Origin of the sequence: Halorubrum sp. CBA1125 (genome assembly GCF_009742825.1) — an archaeon.
Taxonomy (GTDB): domain Archaea; phylum Halobacteriota; class Halobacteria; order Halobacteriales; family Haloferacaceae; genus Halorubrum.
The window spans coordinates 1-15,049 of the sequence record NZ_WPCE01000057.1 but is presented as its reverse complement, the minus strand read 5'-3'; the positions used below and the strand labels follow the sequence as shown (position 1 = coordinate 15,049).

General features: G+C 68.3%; 17 protein-coding genes, 1 tRNA gene and 1 pseudogene. 15 read left to right on the top strand and 4 right to left on the bottom strand.

From position 1 onward, the window contains the following. From GJ633_RS07390 to GJ633_RS07380, 3 genes and pseudogenes are all read left to right on the top strand, one after another. Positions 1 to 246, top strand: a pseudogene (locus GJ633_RS07390) (triphosphoribosyl-dephospho-CoA synthase); the annotation flags it as partial. Continuing rightward, entirely contained in the window at positions 243 to 1,034 is a 792-nt protein-coding gene (locus GJ633_RS07385; RefSeq protein ID WP_231741279.1) for a DUF447 domain-containing protein, read from the top strand. The pseudogene GJ633_RS07390 and the gene GJ633_RS07385, both read left to right, overlap by 4 nt. A 78-nt stretch (positions 1,035 to 1,112) precedes the next feature. After that, entirely contained in the window at positions 1,113 to 1,307 is a 195-nt protein-coding gene (locus GJ633_RS07380; protein ID WP_156588300.1) for a 30S ribosomal protein S17e, read from the top strand. A 140-nt stretch (positions 1,308 to 1,447) separates the two neighbouring features. Here the strand turns inward: GJ633_RS07380 and GJ633_RS07375 are convergent, their stop codons facing one another. Then, the gene (locus GJ633_RS07375; protein WP_156588299.1) at positions 1,448 to 1,873 is read right to left on the bottom strand and encodes a hypothetical protein; all 426 of its coding nucleotides are present in this window, start codon (positions 1,871 to 1,873) and stop codon (positions 1,448 to 1,450) included. 203 nt (positions 1,874 to 2,076) lie between these two features. Here GJ633_RS07375 and GJ633_RS07370 point away from each other — a divergent pair, with 203 nt between their 5' ends. Genes GJ633_RS07370 through GJ633_RS07360 form a run of 3 tightly spaced genes read left to right on the top strand, consistent with a single transcriptional unit; the run spans position 2,077 to position 5,090 of the window. Then, positions 2,077 to 3,732, top strand: coding sequence for a CTP synthase (locus GJ633_RS07370; RefSeq protein WP_156588298.1), 1,656 nt, complete (start codon positions 2,077 to 2,079; stop codon positions 3,730 to 3,732). Then, positions 3,733 to 4,650: a glutamine-hydrolyzing GMP synthase gene (gene guaA / locus GJ633_RS07365; RefSeq protein WP_156588297.1), complete on the top strand. Its 918-nt coding sequence runs from the start codon at positions 3,733 to 3,735 to the stop codon at positions 4,648 to 4,650. Beyond that, positions 4,650 to 5,090 carry a CTP synthetase gene (locus GJ633_RS07360; RefSeq protein WP_231741278.1) on the top strand — a complete coding sequence of 147 codons (441 nt, stop codon included), beginning with the start codon at positions 4,650 to 4,652 and terminating at the stop codon, positions 5,088 to 5,090. The genes guaA and GJ633_RS07360 overlap by 1 nt, the downstream gene beginning before the upstream one ends. Before the next feature lie 22 nt (positions 5,091 to 5,112). Here GJ633_RS07360 and GJ633_RS07355 read toward each other — a convergent pair whose 3' ends face one another. After that, positions 5,113 to 6,012: a class 1 fructose-bisphosphatase gene (locus tag GJ633_RS07355; protein ID WP_156588296.1), complete on the bottom strand. Its 900-nt coding sequence runs from the start codon at positions 6,010 to 6,012 to the stop codon at positions 5,113 to 5,115. After that, the gene (locus GJ633_RS07350; protein ID WP_156588295.1) at positions 6,012 to 6,815 is read right to left on the bottom strand and encodes a class I fructose-bisphosphate aldolase; all 804 of its coding nucleotides are present in this window, start codon (positions 6,813 to 6,815) and stop codon (positions 6,012 to 6,014) included. The genes GJ633_RS07355 and GJ633_RS07350 overlap by 1 nt, the downstream gene beginning before the upstream one ends. Positions 6,816 to 7,177: 362 nt before the next feature. Between GJ633_RS07350 and GJ633_RS07345 the strand changes: the two genes are divergently transcribed. The 4 genes from GJ633_RS07345 to GJ633_RS07335 all read left to right on the top strand — a co-directional run bounded on the left by GJ633_RS07345 (position 7,178) and on the right by GJ633_RS07335 (position 10,832). After that, on the top strand, positions 7,178 to 8,119 hold the full coding sequence (locus GJ633_RS07345; RefSeq protein WP_156588294.1) for a UbiA family prenyltransferase: 942 nt from the start codon (positions 7,178 to 7,180) through the stop codon (positions 8,117 to 8,119). A gap of 119 nt (positions 8,120 to 8,238) precedes the next feature. Beyond that, positions 8,239 to 9,582 (top strand): histidine kinase N-terminal 7TM domain-containing protein, encoded by a 1,344-nt coding sequence (locus GJ633_RS07340; protein ID WP_231741277.1) that lies wholly within the window; start codon positions 8,239 to 8,241, stop codon positions 9,580 to 9,582. Continuing rightward, positions 9,528 to 9,911 carry a sensor histidine kinase gene (locus tag GJ633_RS17715; protein WP_231741276.1) on the top strand — a complete coding sequence of 128 codons (384 nt, stop codon included), beginning with the start codon at positions 9,528 to 9,530 and terminating at the stop codon, positions 9,909 to 9,911. Before GJ633_RS07340 ends, GJ633_RS17715 begins: the two co-directional genes overlap by 55 nt. 63 nt (positions 9,912 to 9,974) lie before the next feature. Next, positions 9,975 to 10,832, top strand: coding sequence for a 3-hydroxyacyl-CoA dehydrogenase family protein (locus GJ633_RS07335; RefSeq protein WP_156588293.1), 858 nt, complete (start codon positions 9,975 to 9,977; stop codon positions 10,830 to 10,832). Between the two features lie 238 nt (positions 10,833 to 11,070). On the opposite strand, the gene GJ633_RS07330 is transcribed toward GJ633_RS07335, so the two are convergent. Then, positions 11,071 to 11,144: transfer RNA gene (locus tag GJ633_RS07330), tRNA-Val, on the bottom strand. Between the two features lie 60 nt (positions 11,145 to 11,204). On the opposite strand from GJ633_RS07330, the gene GJ633_RS07325 reads away from it, so the two are divergent. The 5 genes from GJ633_RS07325 to GJ633_RS18240 all read left to right on the top strand — a co-directional run bounded on the left by GJ633_RS07325 (position 11,205) and on the right by GJ633_RS18240 (position 14,589). Then, on the top strand, positions 11,205 to 11,684 hold the full coding sequence (locus tag GJ633_RS07325) for a DUF192 domain-containing protein (RefSeq protein ID WP_321168957.1): 480 nt from the start codon (positions 11,205 to 11,207) through the stop codon (positions 11,682 to 11,684). Between the two features lie 103 nt (positions 11,685 to 11,787). Next, the gene (locus tag GJ633_RS07320; protein WP_156588292.1) at positions 11,788 to 12,198 is read left to right on the top strand and encodes an SHOCT domain-containing protein; all 411 of its coding nucleotides are present in this window, start codon (positions 11,788 to 11,790) and stop codon (positions 12,196 to 12,198) included. 78 nt (positions 12,199 to 12,276) lie between these two features. Next, positions 12,277 to 12,792: a hypothetical protein gene (locus tag GJ633_RS07315; RefSeq protein WP_156588291.1), complete on the top strand. Its 516-nt coding sequence runs from the start codon at positions 12,277 to 12,279 to the stop codon at positions 12,790 to 12,792. A gap of 185 nt (positions 12,793 to 12,977) precedes the next feature. Then, entirely contained in the window at positions 12,978 to 14,234 is a 1,257-nt protein-coding gene (locus GJ633_RS07310; protein ID WP_156588290.1) for a mandelate racemase/muconate lactonizing enzyme family protein, read from the top strand. Between the two features lie 190 nt (positions 14,235 to 14,424). Beyond that, positions 14,425 to 14,589, top strand: coding sequence for a winged helix-turn-helix domain-containing protein (locus GJ633_RS18240; RefSeq protein ID WP_156588289.1), 165 nt, complete (start codon positions 14,425 to 14,427; stop codon positions 14,587 to 14,589). Positions 14,590 to 15,049: the final 460 nt, after the last annotated feature.

Genomic DNA, 15,049 nt, shown 5'->3' with positions numbered 1-15,049 from the left:
AGCGCGCGGGCGGCCGCGCTCCTCGGTGGCGGGTCGTCCGGAGATGGGAGGTCGTCCGGCGACACCGGCGGCGAGTCGGACGACGTCGACGTGGACGCCGACGCGGTCCACGCGGTCGACCTCGCCGACGCGGAGCCGCTGGCGGACGCGTTCGTCGCCGAGGGGATCAACCCCGGGACCACCGCGGACATCACGTGTGCGGCCCTCTACGTTGCGCTCCGCCGTGGCGCGGAGGTGACGCCATGATCGACGGACGTGGCGGCGGCGACGACGGACGCGACGACAACCACGGACGCGACGACAACCACGGACGCGACGCACACGACGACAACGACGCAGACGGCGACAGCGACGGAAACCGCGGCGACGACCGAACCGGCACCGCGTCCGACCGGGCGCAGTCGGGGGATTGGCTGGGGACGCGTCCGGAGGGCTGGCCGGTCCCGCTGCGCGGCGTCACCGAGTCGGTCGTGACGACGCGCGGGCCGAACGACCGGTGGAACGTCGCCGCGCTCGGGCTCCACGCGCCGGAGACCCCGACGGGTCCGGTCACCGCACGGACGTACGGACGCACCCGGACGTGGCGGAACTTCACGGAGCGCGGACGCGGCGTCGTGCAGTTCACGACCGACCCGCGGACGTTCGTCGACGCGGCGCTCACAGTCCGCGAGGCCGACGACCCCGTCCTCGACGCGGCGGACGCGTGGGTCGAGGTGCGCGTCGAGGCGGTCGCCCGCGAGACGGACGGTGACACCGTGGTGAGGACGTGGGCGCTCGACCCGGTCGAGAGCGCGGTCCGCGCGGAGCGCGTCCCCACGGTGAACCGCGGGTTCGGCGCGGTCGTCGACGCGACGGTGGCCGCCTCCCGGCTGGACGTGCCGGCGTTCGACACGGAGGCGATTTTCGACCGACTGCGGTACTTCGCGGACGTGGTCGAGCGGTGCGGCGGTCCCGCCGAGCGCGAGGCGTTCGCCCGGATCGACGCGGTCACCGGGTGGCGGGAGCGAGCGGCGGGAGACGACGAACCCGAGTGAGCGGACCCGTCTGTCACCGACTCACGGCCGCTCGCGGCGGAACGAACCCTTTTAGTTCGGCCCGGCGGTAGCGCCGGTATGGCCATCAAACCCAAGTACATCAAACAGATCGGGAACGCCCTGCTGGAGCGGTATCCCGACTCGTTCAACACGGACTTCGAGACGAACAAGGAGAGCGTCACCGCGCTGACCACCGTCGAGTCGAAGGGCGTCCGCAACCGGATCGCCGGCTACGTCACCCGGAAGAAGGCGCAGTCGGTGCAGGCCGCGTAAGGGGATTCCGCGCTTCTCGTCCCGCAGCGTTTCCACGAGCGGCAGGGCTCGCGTGGGGCGTGTCGTCTTCGGTGCGTCCGGCAGCGTGCCGGGCATGAGGGCGAATCCGGCATCGTTCAGTGCACGCAACGGATCGCGGGCTACCGCCGAGACCGTCCCAGCGCGAGTCCGGCGAACGCGACGACCGCCAACTGGACGCCGACGCCGACCGCGGACCCCAGCGCGCCGAGAGCGACGATCACGTCCTGATTGGGACCGGTCCACAGCAGCACCGCACCGGAACCGACGAGGTACACGAGTCCGCCGACGGCGCCGGTGGCCAGCGTCGTCGCGCCGACGTCGAGCGCGTCGCCGCCGCGACGACCGACTCGGTACGCGACGCCGAGGAGCAGCCCGTAGACGAGGACGAACGAGACGGCGCGCCCGCCGAGGGCGTACAGGCTGAGCGCGCCCGGTCCGGGAATGTCGATGGACGACTCCAAGATGAGGGGTGCGATGCGACGCGCAACGCTGATCGCGGCCGCCGCGACGGCCGCGACCGCGGGAGGAACCGGGGACCAGTTCATGGGGCGACCGGGACGTGCGTCCGCGTCCCGTGTGTACTTTTTGCTCTGTTGTGACTCCCGCCGGGCTGCGTCCTCACCACCGCTCCTGTCACCGTCCCGTGTCCCGGCCACCACTACTCCACACCTATTGGCGAACGATTACGATCGTCCACCCGAAACGGAGGGTCCGAAACGGTTTTGCCGGGCCCTGACGGACGGTCGATATGCCAGCAGATCCCGACACGGGGTACGACCCGTCGCTGGGTCGGAAGTTCGTATTCGTCACGGGCGGGGTGATGTCCGGGCTGGGCAAGGGCATCACCGCCGCCAGCACCGGTCGTCTCCTCGCGAACGCGGGCTTCGACGTCACCGCGGTGAAGGTCGACCCCTACCTCAACGTCGACGCCGGGACGATGAACCCGTACGAACACGGCGAGGTGTACGTGCTCAAGGACGGCGGCGAGGTCGACTTAGACCTCGGCAACTACGAGCGCTTCCTCGGCACCGACATGACGTTCGACCACAACGTCACCACGGGGAAGACCTACGAGCACGTCATCGAGCGCGAGCGCGCGGGCGACTACCTCGGTAAGACCGTCCAGATCATCCCGCACGTCACCGACGACATCAAGCGACGCATCCGCGAGGCGGCCGAGGGCTCCGACGTCTGCCTCGTCGAGATCGGCGGGACGGTCGGCGACATCGAGTCGATGCCCTTCCTGGAGGCGCTCCGACAGTTCTCCCACGAGGAGGACGACGAGGACATCCTCTTTACCCACGTCACGCTCGTCCCCTACTCGAAGAACGGCGAGCAGAAGACGAAGCCCACCCAGCACTCGGTGAAGGAACTCCGATCCATCGGCCTCCAGCCAGACGTGCTCGTCGGGCGCTGTGAGGACCCGCTGGAGCCGGACACCAAAGAGAAGATCGCGCTGTTCTGTGACGTGCCGACGGACGCCGTCTTCTCGAACCCCGACGTCGAGGACATCTACCACGTCCCGCTGATGGTGGAAGACGAGGGGTTAGACGAGTACGTGATGGAGCGGCTCGGGCTCGCCGACGAGGCGCTCCCGAAGGCGGAGCGCTCGACGGAGTGGCGCGAGCTGGTCACCCGCGACCGCGACCGCGAGCTCGACGTCGCGCTCGTGGGCAAGTACGCCCTCGAAGACGCCTACATGTCGATCCACGAGGCGCTGAAACACGCCGGGATCCAGACGGAGACGGAGGTGAACGTGCTGTGGGTCGACGCCGACGAGACCCGCGAGGAACACGAAAAGCGACTCGCGGAGGCCGACGCGGTGGTCGTCCCCGGCGGGTTCGGCTCCCGCGGGACCGACGGGAAGATCGAGGCGGTGCGGTACGCCCGGGAGAACGGCGTCCCCTTCCTCGGGCTCTGTCTCGGCTTCCAGATGGCGGTCGTCGAACACGCGCGCAACGTGCTCGGGCTGGAGGGGGCCCACTCGGCCGAGATCGACCCGGACACCCCCCACCCCGTGATCGACCTGTTGCCCGAACAGTACGAGACGGAGGACATGGGCGGAACGATGCGGCTCGGCGCACACGAGACCGACATCGAGCCGGGCACGCTCGCCGCGGCGGTGTACGACGCCGACTCCTGTACGGAGCGGCACCGCCACCGCTACGAGGTGAACCCCGAGTACATCGACGACCTGGAGACCGACGGGCTGGTCTTCTCCGGACGTGCCGACAACCGGATGGAGATCCTCGAACGCGCGGACCATCCGTTCTTCCTCGGGACGCAGGCGCACCCCGAGTTCCGGTCGCGGCCGGACCGCGCGAGCCCGCCGTTCGTCGCCCTGGTGGAGGCCGCGCTCGGATCGACGGACACAACCGAACGGAACGCGGACGTGAGGCTATAGATGGTGGAGACGGACGCGTTCATCGACGAGGCGGTGACCGAGATCCGCGAGGCGGTGGGCGACGCGAACGCCGTGATCGCCTTATCGGGCGGCGTCGATTCCTCGGTCGCCGCGACGCTCGCGTACGAGGCGATCGGCGACCGGCTCACCCCCGTCTACGTCGACACGGGGCTGATGCGGAAGGGCGAGACCGCGGAGATCCGAGACACCTTCTCGTTCATGGACTCGCTGCGGGTGATCGAGGCGCAAGAGCGCTTCTTCGACCGGCTCGAGGGCGTCACCGACCCCGAGGAGAAGCGCCACGTGATCGGCGAGGGGTTCATCGACGAGTTCGAGGCGGTCGCGCGCGACGTCGACGCGGACTACCTCGTCCAGGGGACGATCTACCCCGACCGGATCGAGTCGGAGGGGAACATCAAGTCCCACCACAACGTCGGGGGCCTCCCCGAGGTCGTCGACTTCGAGGGGATCGTCGAGCCGGTACGCGACCTGTACAAAGACGAGGTCCGCGAGGTCGCGCGCGCGCTCGGCCTCGAGGAGATCATCTCCGAGCGGATGCCGTTCCCCGGTCCCGGGCTCGCCGTCCGGATCGTCGGCGAGGTCACGCCGGAGAAGGCCGCGGTCGCCCGCGAGGCGACCCACGTCGTCGAGGAGGAACTGGAGGAGTACGACCCCTGGCAGGCGTTCGCCGCGGTCCTCGGCAAGGCGACGGGCGTGAAAGGCGACAACCGCGTGCACGGCTGGGTGGTCGCGGTGCGCTCCGTCGAGAGCCGCGACGGGATGACCGCCCGCGCCCAGGAGATCGACTGGAGCACGCTCCAGCGGATCCAGAGCCGGATCACCGGCGAGAACGAGAACGTCGCCCGCGTCGTCTACGACGTCACCCACAAACCGCCCGCGACGATCGAGTACGAGTGATGGCGGGGGACGCCCCTGCCGACGGCGAGACGGCTACAGGCGATGAGACGGTCACAGACAGCGAGACGAACACGGACCGAAAGACCGCCACGGACGAGCCTCGGCTGGCGATCGTCGCCGGTCCCGACGACTACGGGCTCGGCGAGGAGCTCGCGGCGCTCGGCGTCGCGGTCAACCGGATCGAGGGGCTCGTCACCGCCGAGGCGCTGCGCGAGGCCGGGGTGGAGCGGGCGGCCTACTTCGTGTTGACAGACGTCGACGAGGCGACCGGGATCCCGGTCGCCAAGGAGCTGAATCCGGACGTGTTCGCGGTGACGTACGCCGACCGGTCCCTCCCGGAGTTCGTCGCCGGGATCGCCGACCTCGCGATCGACCCGGCCCTGATGGACCCGGCGATCGTCGCCGAGGAGCTGACCGCCGAGACGACGGACGACGCGTAGCCGACGGGAAGATCCGCCCCGCTTACGCGAGCGCCGCCTCCAGCCGCTCGATTAGTTCCGCGTTGCCGACGTACAGCGGGACGCGGTCGTGGAGCCCGTCCGGGTCGACGTCGCGAATCGGCGACGCGCCGTCGGAGGCGCGCCCGCCGGCGCGCTCGACGATGTAGGCGATGGGGTTCGCCTCGAACGAGAGCCGGAGCTTCCCGTCCGGCGCGTCGACGAGCGCCGGGTACGCGAACACCCCGCCGTAGGTGAGCACCTGGTTCACGTCGCCGACCATGGCGCCGCCGTACCGGAGCTTCAGCTCCCGCTCGATCTCGCGGGCGTACGCGGTGAAGTCCGCCGGCCAGTCCGGGACGCGCCCGCCGAACCCGTAGACGACCGGGTCGTCGGGGAGCGTCAGGTCCGGCTCGGTGACGGACCGGTCGACGCCGCCCTCGCCGTCGCCTTCGATCACCTCCTCGCGGACGCCGTCGGCGTCGGCGACGACCATCGTGGTGATCGGTCCGTAGAGCACGTACCCGGCGGCGACGAGGTCGCGGCCGGTCGTCGGGAGGGGGGCGTCGTAGACGCCGACGACGGTCCCCATCGCGTTGTTCGACCGGAGGTTCGAAGAGCCGTCGAGGGGGTCGACCGCGACCGCGTACGCGTCCTCGTCGACCGCGCCGCCGGCGTCGACGGCGGCCTCGCGCTCCTCGCTGACGTACGAGCCGACGCCGTCGACGGCGGCGAGCGCCTCCGCGAGCAGTTCGTCGGCGTAGACGTCGGCCGCGAGCGCGGTCTCGCCGGAGGGGTTCTCCGCGCCGCTCTCGACGCGCCGGCCGGGCAGGGCGGCGCGGATCGCCGGGGCGGTCTCGGCGACGGCGTCGAAGACCGCCTCGACCGTCGTGTCCTCCTCGGAGGCGGAGTCGGCGTCGGCCATCAGTCGGCGCTCTCGGCGGCCGCCAGCGCCGCGGCCGGGTCGGCCTCGTCGAAGACGACGGCCTCCAGCGCGTCGAGGATGCGCTCGGGGTCGTCGCGCTGGAAGACGTTCCGGCCGACCGCGAGCCCGCGCGCGCCGGCGTCGATGGCGTTCGCGACGTTCCGCAGGAACGCCTCGTCGTCGCGCATCGTCCCGCCCGACATGACGACCTTCGTGGGGCCGGCCATCCGGACGGCCTCGCCCATCGCCTCGGCGGAGCCCGGGTACTTCACCTTCACCACGTCGGCGCCGAGTTCGAGTCCGAGCCGGGCCGCGTACGAGACCGTGCCGGAGCTCGTGTCGTTCTTCACGCCCTGGCCGCGCGGGTACGACCACATGACGACGCCCATGTCGTGCTCGCGAGCGCCCTCCTGGGCCTCGCGGAACTCCTCGGCCATCTCCACCTCGTGGTTGGAGCCGCCGTAGACCGTGAAGCCGATCGCGTCGGCGCCGATGCCGGCGGCGTACTCCGCCGTGCAGTTGACCGCGCTGTCGGGTTCGCCCATCCAGAGGTTCGAGGTGCCGTTCAGCTTCAACAGCAGGTTGACGTCGTCCGCGTAGTCGGGATAGAACGCCTCGGCAAGTCCCTTCTGGACGGCCAGCGCGGTGACCGCGTCGTGGGTGGCCAACTCGAACAGCCGCTCGGGGTCGGCCGTCGCCGGGTTCGGCTCGAAGTCGACGGGCCCGTGTTCGAGCCCGTGATCGTACGCGAGGATGAGCGACTTTCCGTCTCGGGAGATCGAGTCGTCGGCAGTTGGGAGCATCGTCTGTAGTTCCAGTTACGTTACCAAAAAGGGCTATGGTCGTGTGCCCGACTTGCCACCGAACCCGCGTCTCGTCGGTCCACGCGCGCTCTCTCCGCGAAATGATCCACATACATTACTATCTAAATAGTAAATAATCGTCCCGACACGACAGCGGCTCGACGAACTCACACGATCGGCGCGCGGGGAGACGGTCTTCGATCCGGGCGCGAAACCGGCGGTCACGCTTCGATCCGGGTGCGAAACCGGTCGGTGATCCGGAAAACCGGCCAGTTCGACCCATCGTTTCAGGAAATTGTAGCTCGATAGTCGACACGGCGACGGTCGTCGACCGGATCGGCGGCCGCCCGCCGTTCGAACCCATGGCTAGCAAAACCAACGACTCACCGGCCGTCGCAGGCGAGACAGTCCAGCGGCGCGTCGGCGTACCCGCGTCGCTCGTCGACGTCGGGTACCGAGTCAAAGACGTTCTGACGTACAGTTCGGCGTACCTCGTGTTCATCGCGATGGTCGAGGTCCTCACGGTCCACGTCGTGTTGTCGCTCCCGCTGAATCCGGCCCCGATCGTCGTGGGGCTGGTCACCTTCTCGGTGTACGCCGGCGACCGGATCGCCGACGCCGAGGTCGACGCGATATCCAGCCCGGAGCGCAGCGCGTTCGTCGTGCGCCACCGGCGGCTGTTGTCGGTGCTCACGGCGGGTGCGTACGGGATCGCGGTCGCGATCTCGCTGACCGGCGGCCCGCTCGCGCTCGCGATCACGCTACTCCCCGGCGGCTTCTGGATCCTCTACGCGTCCGAGTGGTTCCCGACGCTCGGGACCTACTTCAAGCGGCTGAAACAGATCCTGGTGGTGAACTCGACGATCGTCGCCGCCGCGTGGGCGATCGCGGTCGTCGGCCTGCCGCTGGCGTTCGCCGACGCCGCCGTGACGCCGCTGGCGGGCGTCGTCTTCGTGTACTTCCTCGTCGACACGTTCGTCAACACCGAGATCCCGAACGTGCGAGACATCGCGGCCGACCAGGCCGACGGCGTCTCCACGATCCCGGTCGTCCTCGGGGTCCGCCGCACGCGACACGTCCTGTACGGGCTCGACCTGTGGTTGGTCGCGTTCGTCGGGCTCTCGCTCGCGTTCGGTCCCCTGACGGCGGCGGTGGCGGGAGCGATCCTCGTCGGACTCGGCTACGCGCTGGTCCTCGCGTGGTTCGTGGGCCGGTCGGCCGTTCCGGGCCGGCTCGCCATCGCCGGGGAAGCCAAACACCTCGTGGTGTTCGCGCTGTTGCTCGCCTTCACGTCGGGCATCTGAGCGCGCTCCGCGTCCCGACGCGGAGACCGCTTCCGCGAGGTTGACACAGTCTCGTTTTTTGTCGTCGATCGTCGGGTGATTCATATATCCCGCCCCCGTTACCCCGTCACGGAGCCCCGATGTCGATCATCGTCCCCCTTCTGTTCGGTTCGGTCGCCATCGGGACCAGTGCGGCGATCCTGGCGTGGCGGGCGCGGCCCAACCCCGGCGCGACGCCGCTGGTGTGGCTGCTGATCGGCCAGTCGTGGTGGTCGGCGTGTATCGTCTTCAGGCTCTCCGCGGAGACCGCCGCGGAGGCGGTGTTCTGGACGCGAGCGGGCTGGGTCGGCGTCATGATCATCCCCGTCGCGTGGGTCCTGTTCGCGCTGGAGTACACCGGGCGCGACCAGTACATTACGCGCCGGAACGTCGCGCTGTTGTCGCTCGTCCCCGCGCTCACGGTCGTCCTCGCGGCGACCGTTCCGTACCACGACCTCCTCACCGTCCGACAGGCGGGCGTCGCCCCCGACGGGACCGTGATAGTCGAACAGGGCGGCGTCTGGTACGGCGTGAGCGCGGCGTACACCTACCTGCTCGGGGTGCTCGGGATCGCCCCGATACTCGAACTGCTGTCGAGCCGCGCGACCGCGTTTCGCGGCCAGTCGGCGGCGCTGCTCGTCGGGATCACCACCCCGTGGGCGGCGAACATCGTCTACAACCTGGGACTCGTCTCGCCGTCGGGTATCGACCCGACGCCGATCGCGTTCGCGGTCTCCGGCGTCGCCTACCTCGGGGCGATCGACCGGTTCCGGATGTTCGGGGCGAATCCGGCCCCCACGTGGCGCGCCAGGGAGTACTTATTCGACCACATCCACGAGGGCGCCGTCGTCGTCGACGGCCACGACACGATAGTCGAGATCAACGAGAGCGGCGCCGACATCCTCGGGATCGACCCCGACCGGGCGCTCGGGTCGTCCGCCTCCGACATCCTCCCGAACGGGTCGTTCCAGCCCGACGGCGGCCGCGACTACCTCACCGTCGGGACCGAGTCCACGTCGCAGTCGTACGACGTGACGGTCACGGAGCTCACCGACCGGCACGGACGGACCCTCGGCCACGTGTTCACCCTCCACAACGTCACGCAGTACCTCCGCCAGCAGCAGCGGCTGAAGGTGCTCAACCGCGTGCTGCGACACAACATCCGGACCGAGGCGAACATCATCCAGGGGTACGCCGAGCGCACCGCGGACGACACCGCCGAGACGATACGACAGCGCACGATGCGGATCGTCGAGATCAGCGAGAAGGGCCGCGACGCCATCGACCTGTTCGAAGACGCCATGAACAGCCAGTATCGGTCGTCGCTCGTGGACCTCCTCGAACAGGCCCTCGTCGCGCCCGCGACGCGTTCCCGGACGTCGCCTTCGAGTTGGAGCTGCCCGAGGCGAACCCGGAGGTCCCGGAGGCGCTCGCCGTCGTCGTGAACAACCTGATCGAGAACGCCGTGGTACACAACGACGCCGAGCGACGGCGCGTCTCGGTGACCGCGACGGTCGACGACGAGCACGCCCGGGTGTGCGTGAGCGACAACGGACCCGGGATCGACGAGTACGAGCTGGAGGTGCTGGAGTCGGGGACCGAGAGCGCGCTCCGACACGGAAGCGGCCTCGGGCTCTGGCTCGTGAAGTGGGGCGCGGAGACGATCGGCGGCTCCGTCTCCTTCGAGTCGAGCGAGTCGACCGGGACGACCGTCACGGCGACCGTCCCCCTCGAGGAGACCGACCACCGGGCGTACACCCCCGGCGATCGGTGATCGCGACGGGGCCCCGTCGGGTGGTTCACAATACTTACCACGCCCGGCGCGGCAACTGTTCGCATGCGGGAGCTATCCGATATCGACGTCGTCGGCGTCGTCGGCGCGGGCACGATGGGAAGCGGTATCGCACAGGTCGCCGCGACGGCCGGCTACGAGGTCGTGTTGCGCGACGTGGAGGAGGCGTACGTCGAGAGCGGGGTAGAGAGCGTCGCCGACAGCCTGGACCGGCTGGCGGCGAAGGGCGCGCTCGACGAGGCGCCGGGAGCCGTCCGCGACCGGATCGCGGGGACGACCGACCTGGCCGACCTCGCGGGCGCCGACGTCGCGGTCGAGGCCGTCGTCGAGGACGTGGACGTGAAACGCGAGGTGTTCGCGGACCTCGACGCGGTGACGGACCCGGACGTGGTTCTCGCGACGAACACCTCGACGCTGTCGATCACGACCATCGCGAACGCGACGGACCGGGCGAGCGACGTGGTCGGGCTCCACTTCATGAATCCCGTGCCGATAATGAAGGGCGTGGAGGTGGTCGTCGGGGAGCGGACCGCCGACGCCGTCGTCGAGTTCGCGCACGCGTTCGCCGAGGACCTCGGCAAGGAGACGTGGGAGGCCGACGACAAGCCCGGCTTCGTCACCAACCGGATCCTGATGCCGTGGGTCAACGAGGGGATCCGGGCCTACGACGAGGGCGTCGCCGCCAAGACGGACATCGACCGCGGGATGAAACTCGGCACCAACGTCCCGATGGGACCCTTAGAGCTCGCCGACCACATCGGCCTCGACGTCGTGCTCGACGCCAGCGAGACGCTCCACGACGAACTCGGCGACCGCTACAAGCCCGCCTACCTCCTCAAGCGCAAGGTCGAGGCCGGCGACCTCGGGAAGAAGTCGGGACGGGGGTTCTACGAGTACGACTAAAGATGGGCTCGGGCGGGTTCGAACCTCACTCACTCCGCTCGCTTCGCTCGCTCCGTTCCCTGGATCGAACCGCGCCCCGCCACACCTGCGGCTCGCGACGTTGCTCGCCGCAGAAGATGGGCTCGGGCGGGTTCGAACCGAAGAAAGACGGTCGTCTCGCTTCGCTCGACGCTGCGTCTTTCAGGGCTCAATCCGCTCTCGCATACATTTCTGTGACTCACTTCGTTCGTCCCAGAAATGGGCTCGGGCGGGTTCGAACCGCCGACCTCAGCCTTGTAAAGGCCGCGTCATAACCAGCTAGACCACGAGCCCTCACCCTTCGAAGCCGCCCCGAGCGGAAAACGGTTTCTTTCTCCCCCGCCAACCACGGCCGTGAACCGCCGGCTCTTGGGTGTTGTCGCCGTGATCGCCGCCGCCTGTCTCCTCGCCGCCGGCGTCGCCGTCGCGAACCCCGCGCTGCTCGTCGGCGACTACGAGGAGACGACCGTCACGGCCGTCGACGGGGAGACGAACGCGACGCTCGCGACCGTCGACGCCCGCGTCGCCGACGGGCTCGTAAAGCAGTACGTCGGCCTCTCCGCGACCGACGACCTCGCCGCCGACGAGGGGATGCTGTTCGTCCACGACGAGTCGGGCGAACACGCGTACGTGATGCGCGGCATGACGTTCGCGCTCGACATCGTGTTCGTCGCCCCGAACGGCACCGTCACCCGGGTCCACGAGGCGGACCCGGAGTCGGGGTCGCTCACGCGCTACCGCGGGCGGGGACAGTACGTCCTGGAGGTCCCGCGCGGCTGGAGCGACCGCAACGGCGTCGATCCGGGCGACCGACTCGTCTTCGAACTGGCGTGAGTCGGGTCCCTAGCGGCGTGAGTCGGGCCGCCGCGCCCGCGCCGGGCGCCCGACGCGCGACCGCGACGAAACCGATATCCCGCTCGCCGCCGTCGCCACGACCATGACCGGCCTCGCGCGGCGGATCGCGTGGAACCTCCGTCACCGGTGGCGGCGGGTGTTCGCGCTCCTCGTCGTCGGCGGCGGCGTCGCGGCCCCGTTTCTCACCGGCGTCTGGTGGTCGCTCCCGCTGGTCTGGTTCGTCGGGCTGTTCGTCGCGCTCCCCGTGCTCCACACCCTGACGAAGCCGCTCCCGGACCGGGACGACGCGGCCGACGCCGAGACCGACCCCGCCCTCGACGCCCTCCGCACGCGCTACGCCCGCGGCGAGATCGACGAGCGGGAGTTCGAGCGGCGGCTCGACCGGCTCGTGGAGACGGAGGACGCGGAGGTCACAGACGACGGGCGGGCCGACGACGTCACCGACCGCGTGCGCGAGGGGGTCCGCCGCGAGATCGAGCGGGTCCGCGAGTGACAGGGTCGCGTGTGAAGCAGCCGGGCGACCGTAGTGGGGAACACAAAGTATAGGCGAGTTGCGGTCGGGCCACCAGCTATGCAGTGGCGTTTCGAACGCGAGGGCTCCTTACGCTGGGCAGCGTGGTCGTTTACCGGGTTCATTGGCACGCTCCTGTGTCTCGACGTACTGCTCCTGGTCGTTCCGCCGTCCGACGGGACCGCCGAGACTCTTCGACTGCTTCTCGCAGTCGGTGCAAGCCTGACGGTGCCGCTCGCCGTGATTCTCGGTGTCGTGTACAGACCGGTCTACGCTGTCGGGGGACTGTTGGCAGTGCCGCTCGTCGCGGTGTACGTCGTGTCGGGGCTGTTGCTCCCGTGGGATCAGGTCGCGTTCGACACGGGCCAGCAGGTACTCGACGCGTTACTGGCCGTTCCGGTACTCGGTGACCGGCTTACGACGGTCTTTTTCGGCGGCCCGGCACTATCCCAGCGGTCACTTCGACTCGCGTTTCGCTACCACTACGCCATCGTCGGGGTCGGCGTCGTCGGTCTCGCCGTCGCTCTCGGAGCCGGTGTCCGCGGTCACGATACCATCAGCGAATCCACCGCGTGAGTACGCCAACGACCCTAATTGTCAGACGACTCCTCGTACCGAACGAGTAGGGCGGGAGAATAGTGTGACCTCTCCTCTCTTCTCCTCCCAAACATCTCATTCGTGATTCCACAATTCGACGGAGAGACTCCTCCGTTCCGTGACTGAATCAATTTATATACTGCGAGAGATTGACGTTCCGTAGAATGCCGGACTCGAAATACCATCACCTCGTTGCGGAGATGAAGGGCGGAATCGAGTGGCGCGACCTCAGCGACCCCGAGATGTCGCGCGATCCGAGTCGCGACGTCGAAATCACCGACATCACCTGTCACGTCGTCGGTGGGAACTTCCCGTGGAACATCATTACCGTGGAGACGGACGCCGGCGTCACTGGCGTCGGGGAAGCGTACAATGGCCCGCTCCGCGAACACATCGAGTACCTCCAACCCGGTCTGGTGGGCGAGAATCCGTACGACGTCGAGCGTCTGACCGAGCACATGACGCAGCTTCTTTCCGGACTCGCCGGCGGCGCTGGGTTCTCGCAGGCGGCCGTCTCCGGCATCGAAACTGCGCTCTGGGACGCCGTCGGAAAGCTCGTCGACCTCCCCGTCTATCAACTCCTTGGCGGGAAATACCGCGACGAGATTCGCATCTACTGTGACAGTCACGCTGGCGCCCACCTTGACGAAGGATCCGCGAAGTCGTTCGAAGCGTACGAACCCGAAGCGTATGCGGACGCAGCCGAGGCAGTCATCGACGACGGCTTCGATGCACTCAAGTTCGACCTCGACGTCGCCGCTGGCGACGCGGATACGGCGACCCGCCGCCTCTCGAACGCCGCCGTCCAGCACAAAATCGACGTCGTCGAGGCGGTCCGCGAACGTATCGGGAACGACCCGTTGCTCGCGTTCGACCTCCACTGGAACTTCAACGTGGAGACCGCTCAACGCGTCGCGCGGGAGCTCGAAACGTACGACGTCGCCTGGCTCGAGGACCCGGTCCCGCCGGAGAACGCGGACTCCCACCGGCGCGTCACCGAGGCCACGTCGACGCCCATCCTCGCCGGTGAGAACCTCACACGCGTCGAAGGCTTCGTCCCCTTCCTCACTGAGGGTGCCCTCGACATCGCCGCGCCCGATATCCAGAAGTGTGGTGGGCTCTCGGAGTTCCGTCGCATCGCCGCGTTCGCCGACGCCTTCGACGTCCCGGTGGCGCCACACAATGTCGCCAGCCCGGTCGGCACAATCGCGAGCGTGCACGCCTGCGCGACCGTGCCGAACGCGTTCGTCCTCGAGTGGCACGCTCGCGATGTCGACTGGTGGGACGACCTCTACGTCGGCGACCCGCTCATCGAGGACGGTCGGATCCAGGTCCCCGAGGGCCCGGGTCTGGGCCTCGAACTCGACCTCGACGAACTCAACGATCGCCTCGCACCCGGCCAGGACCCGATCGAACTGTAGACGGACGACTGCCAGTAGATTATAACGGCCGATCCCCGGCCGTCTAACGTGATTTTCTGCCGTCCCGAAACGAACGATAGCCGTTTCCCACAGACAACCGCTGTATCTCGCACGACGTTCGTGACAGGACCGCAAGCACTGTTTTCGGACGCAACCTGACGTTTAACCGTCTGGCGGCGTCGGATCCGGCGTGGCCAAGGAGTGGGACCCCGAGACCGTCTTCGACGTGTTCGGGCGTGAGGAGATACGCGGTATCCTGGCCCTCGCCGACGAGGAGCCGATGTCCGCGGAGGACCTCGCAGCGCGGTTGTCGGTGTCACAGCCGACGGTCTATCGCTACATCGACGTCTGCTAGGAGTATGACCTCCTGGCCGAGGAGACGCGTATCGACGAGGAGGGCAACCACTACAAGGTGTACGAGACGACGCTCGAACGGATCTGCTTCGCGGTCGAGTCGGGGGGATTCGACGTGAACATCGAACTCCGGCGGGACGCCGTCGAATGACGGACGCCGCGGGAACTTAGCTATCTGAAGTCGCCGATTCAGATCCTATTTCACCGGAACGGAGACCCGATCGTCAATTTTTCCGCGAGTGGCGGGCGAAATCTCACACGACGATAGTCAGTCATTACGGCGTCTGAAGCCCAGTCTGAGGTATACCCGTCTGGAGAGATACACGTCCGAGTAGACATCATGTCGTGCTGCAGACAGTAAAGGAAGTGGTCAGACTCGACAGCCACGACCCGGACTTCCGGTGTGAAGAGTGCGGCAACGAGTTCGAACACAGCGACCCCGACTCCTACTGGTTCAGTTG

Coding starts and splice junctions, on each gene's coding strand:
- GJ633_RS07375 (WP_156588299.1), bottom strand. CDS start 1,873: ATGAACTGGTCCCCGGTTCCTCCCGCGGTCGCGGCCGTCGCGGCGGCC.
- GJ633_RS07380 (WP_156588300.1), top strand. CDS start 1,113: ATGGCCATCAAACCCAAGTACATCAAACAGATCGGGAACGCCCTGCTG.
- GJ633_RS07320 (WP_156588292.1), top strand. CDS start 11,788: ATGACCGGCCTCGCGCGGCGGATCGCGTGGAACCTCCGTCACCGGTGG.
- GJ633_RS07360 (WP_231741278.1), top strand. CDS start 4,650: ATGGCGGGGGACGCCCCTGCCGACGGCGAGACGGCTACAGGCGATGAG.
- GJ633_RS07370 (WP_156588298.1), top strand. CDS start 2,077: ATGCCAGCAGATCCCGACACGGGGTACGACCCGTCGCTGGGTCGGAAG.
- guaA (WP_156588297.1), top strand. CDS start 3,733: ATGGTGGAGACGGACGCGTTCATCGACGAGGCGGTGACCGAGATCCGC.
- GJ633_RS07345 (WP_156588294.1), top strand. CDS start 7,178: ATGGCTAGCAAAACCAACGACTCACCGGCCGTCGCAGGCGAGACAGTC.
- GJ633_RS07310 (WP_156588290.1), top strand. CDS start 12,978: ATGCCGGACTCGAAATACCATCACCTCGTTGCGGAGATGAAGGGCGGA.
- GJ633_RS07355 (WP_156588296.1), bottom strand. CDS start 6,012: ATGGCCGACGCCGACTCCGCCTCCGAGGAGGACACGACGGTCGAGGCG.
- GJ633_RS07350 (WP_156588295.1), bottom strand. CDS start 6,815: ATGCTCCCAACTGCCGACGACTCGATCTCCCGAGACGGAAAGTCGCTC.
- GJ633_RS07385 (WP_231741279.1), top strand. CDS start 243: ATGATCGACGGACGTGGCGGCGGCGACGACGGACGCGACGACAACCAC.
- GJ633_RS07315 (WP_156588291.1), top strand. CDS start 12,277: ATGCAGTGGCGTTTCGAACGCGAGGGCTCCTTACGCTGGGCAGCGTGG.
- GJ633_RS07335 (WP_156588293.1), top strand. CDS start 9,975: ATGCGGGAGCTATCCGATATCGACGTCGTCGGCGTCGTCGGCGCGGGC.
- GJ633_RS07340 (WP_231741277.1), top strand. CDS start 8,239: ATGTCGATCATCGTCCCCCTTCTGTTCGGTTCGGTCGCCATCGGGACC.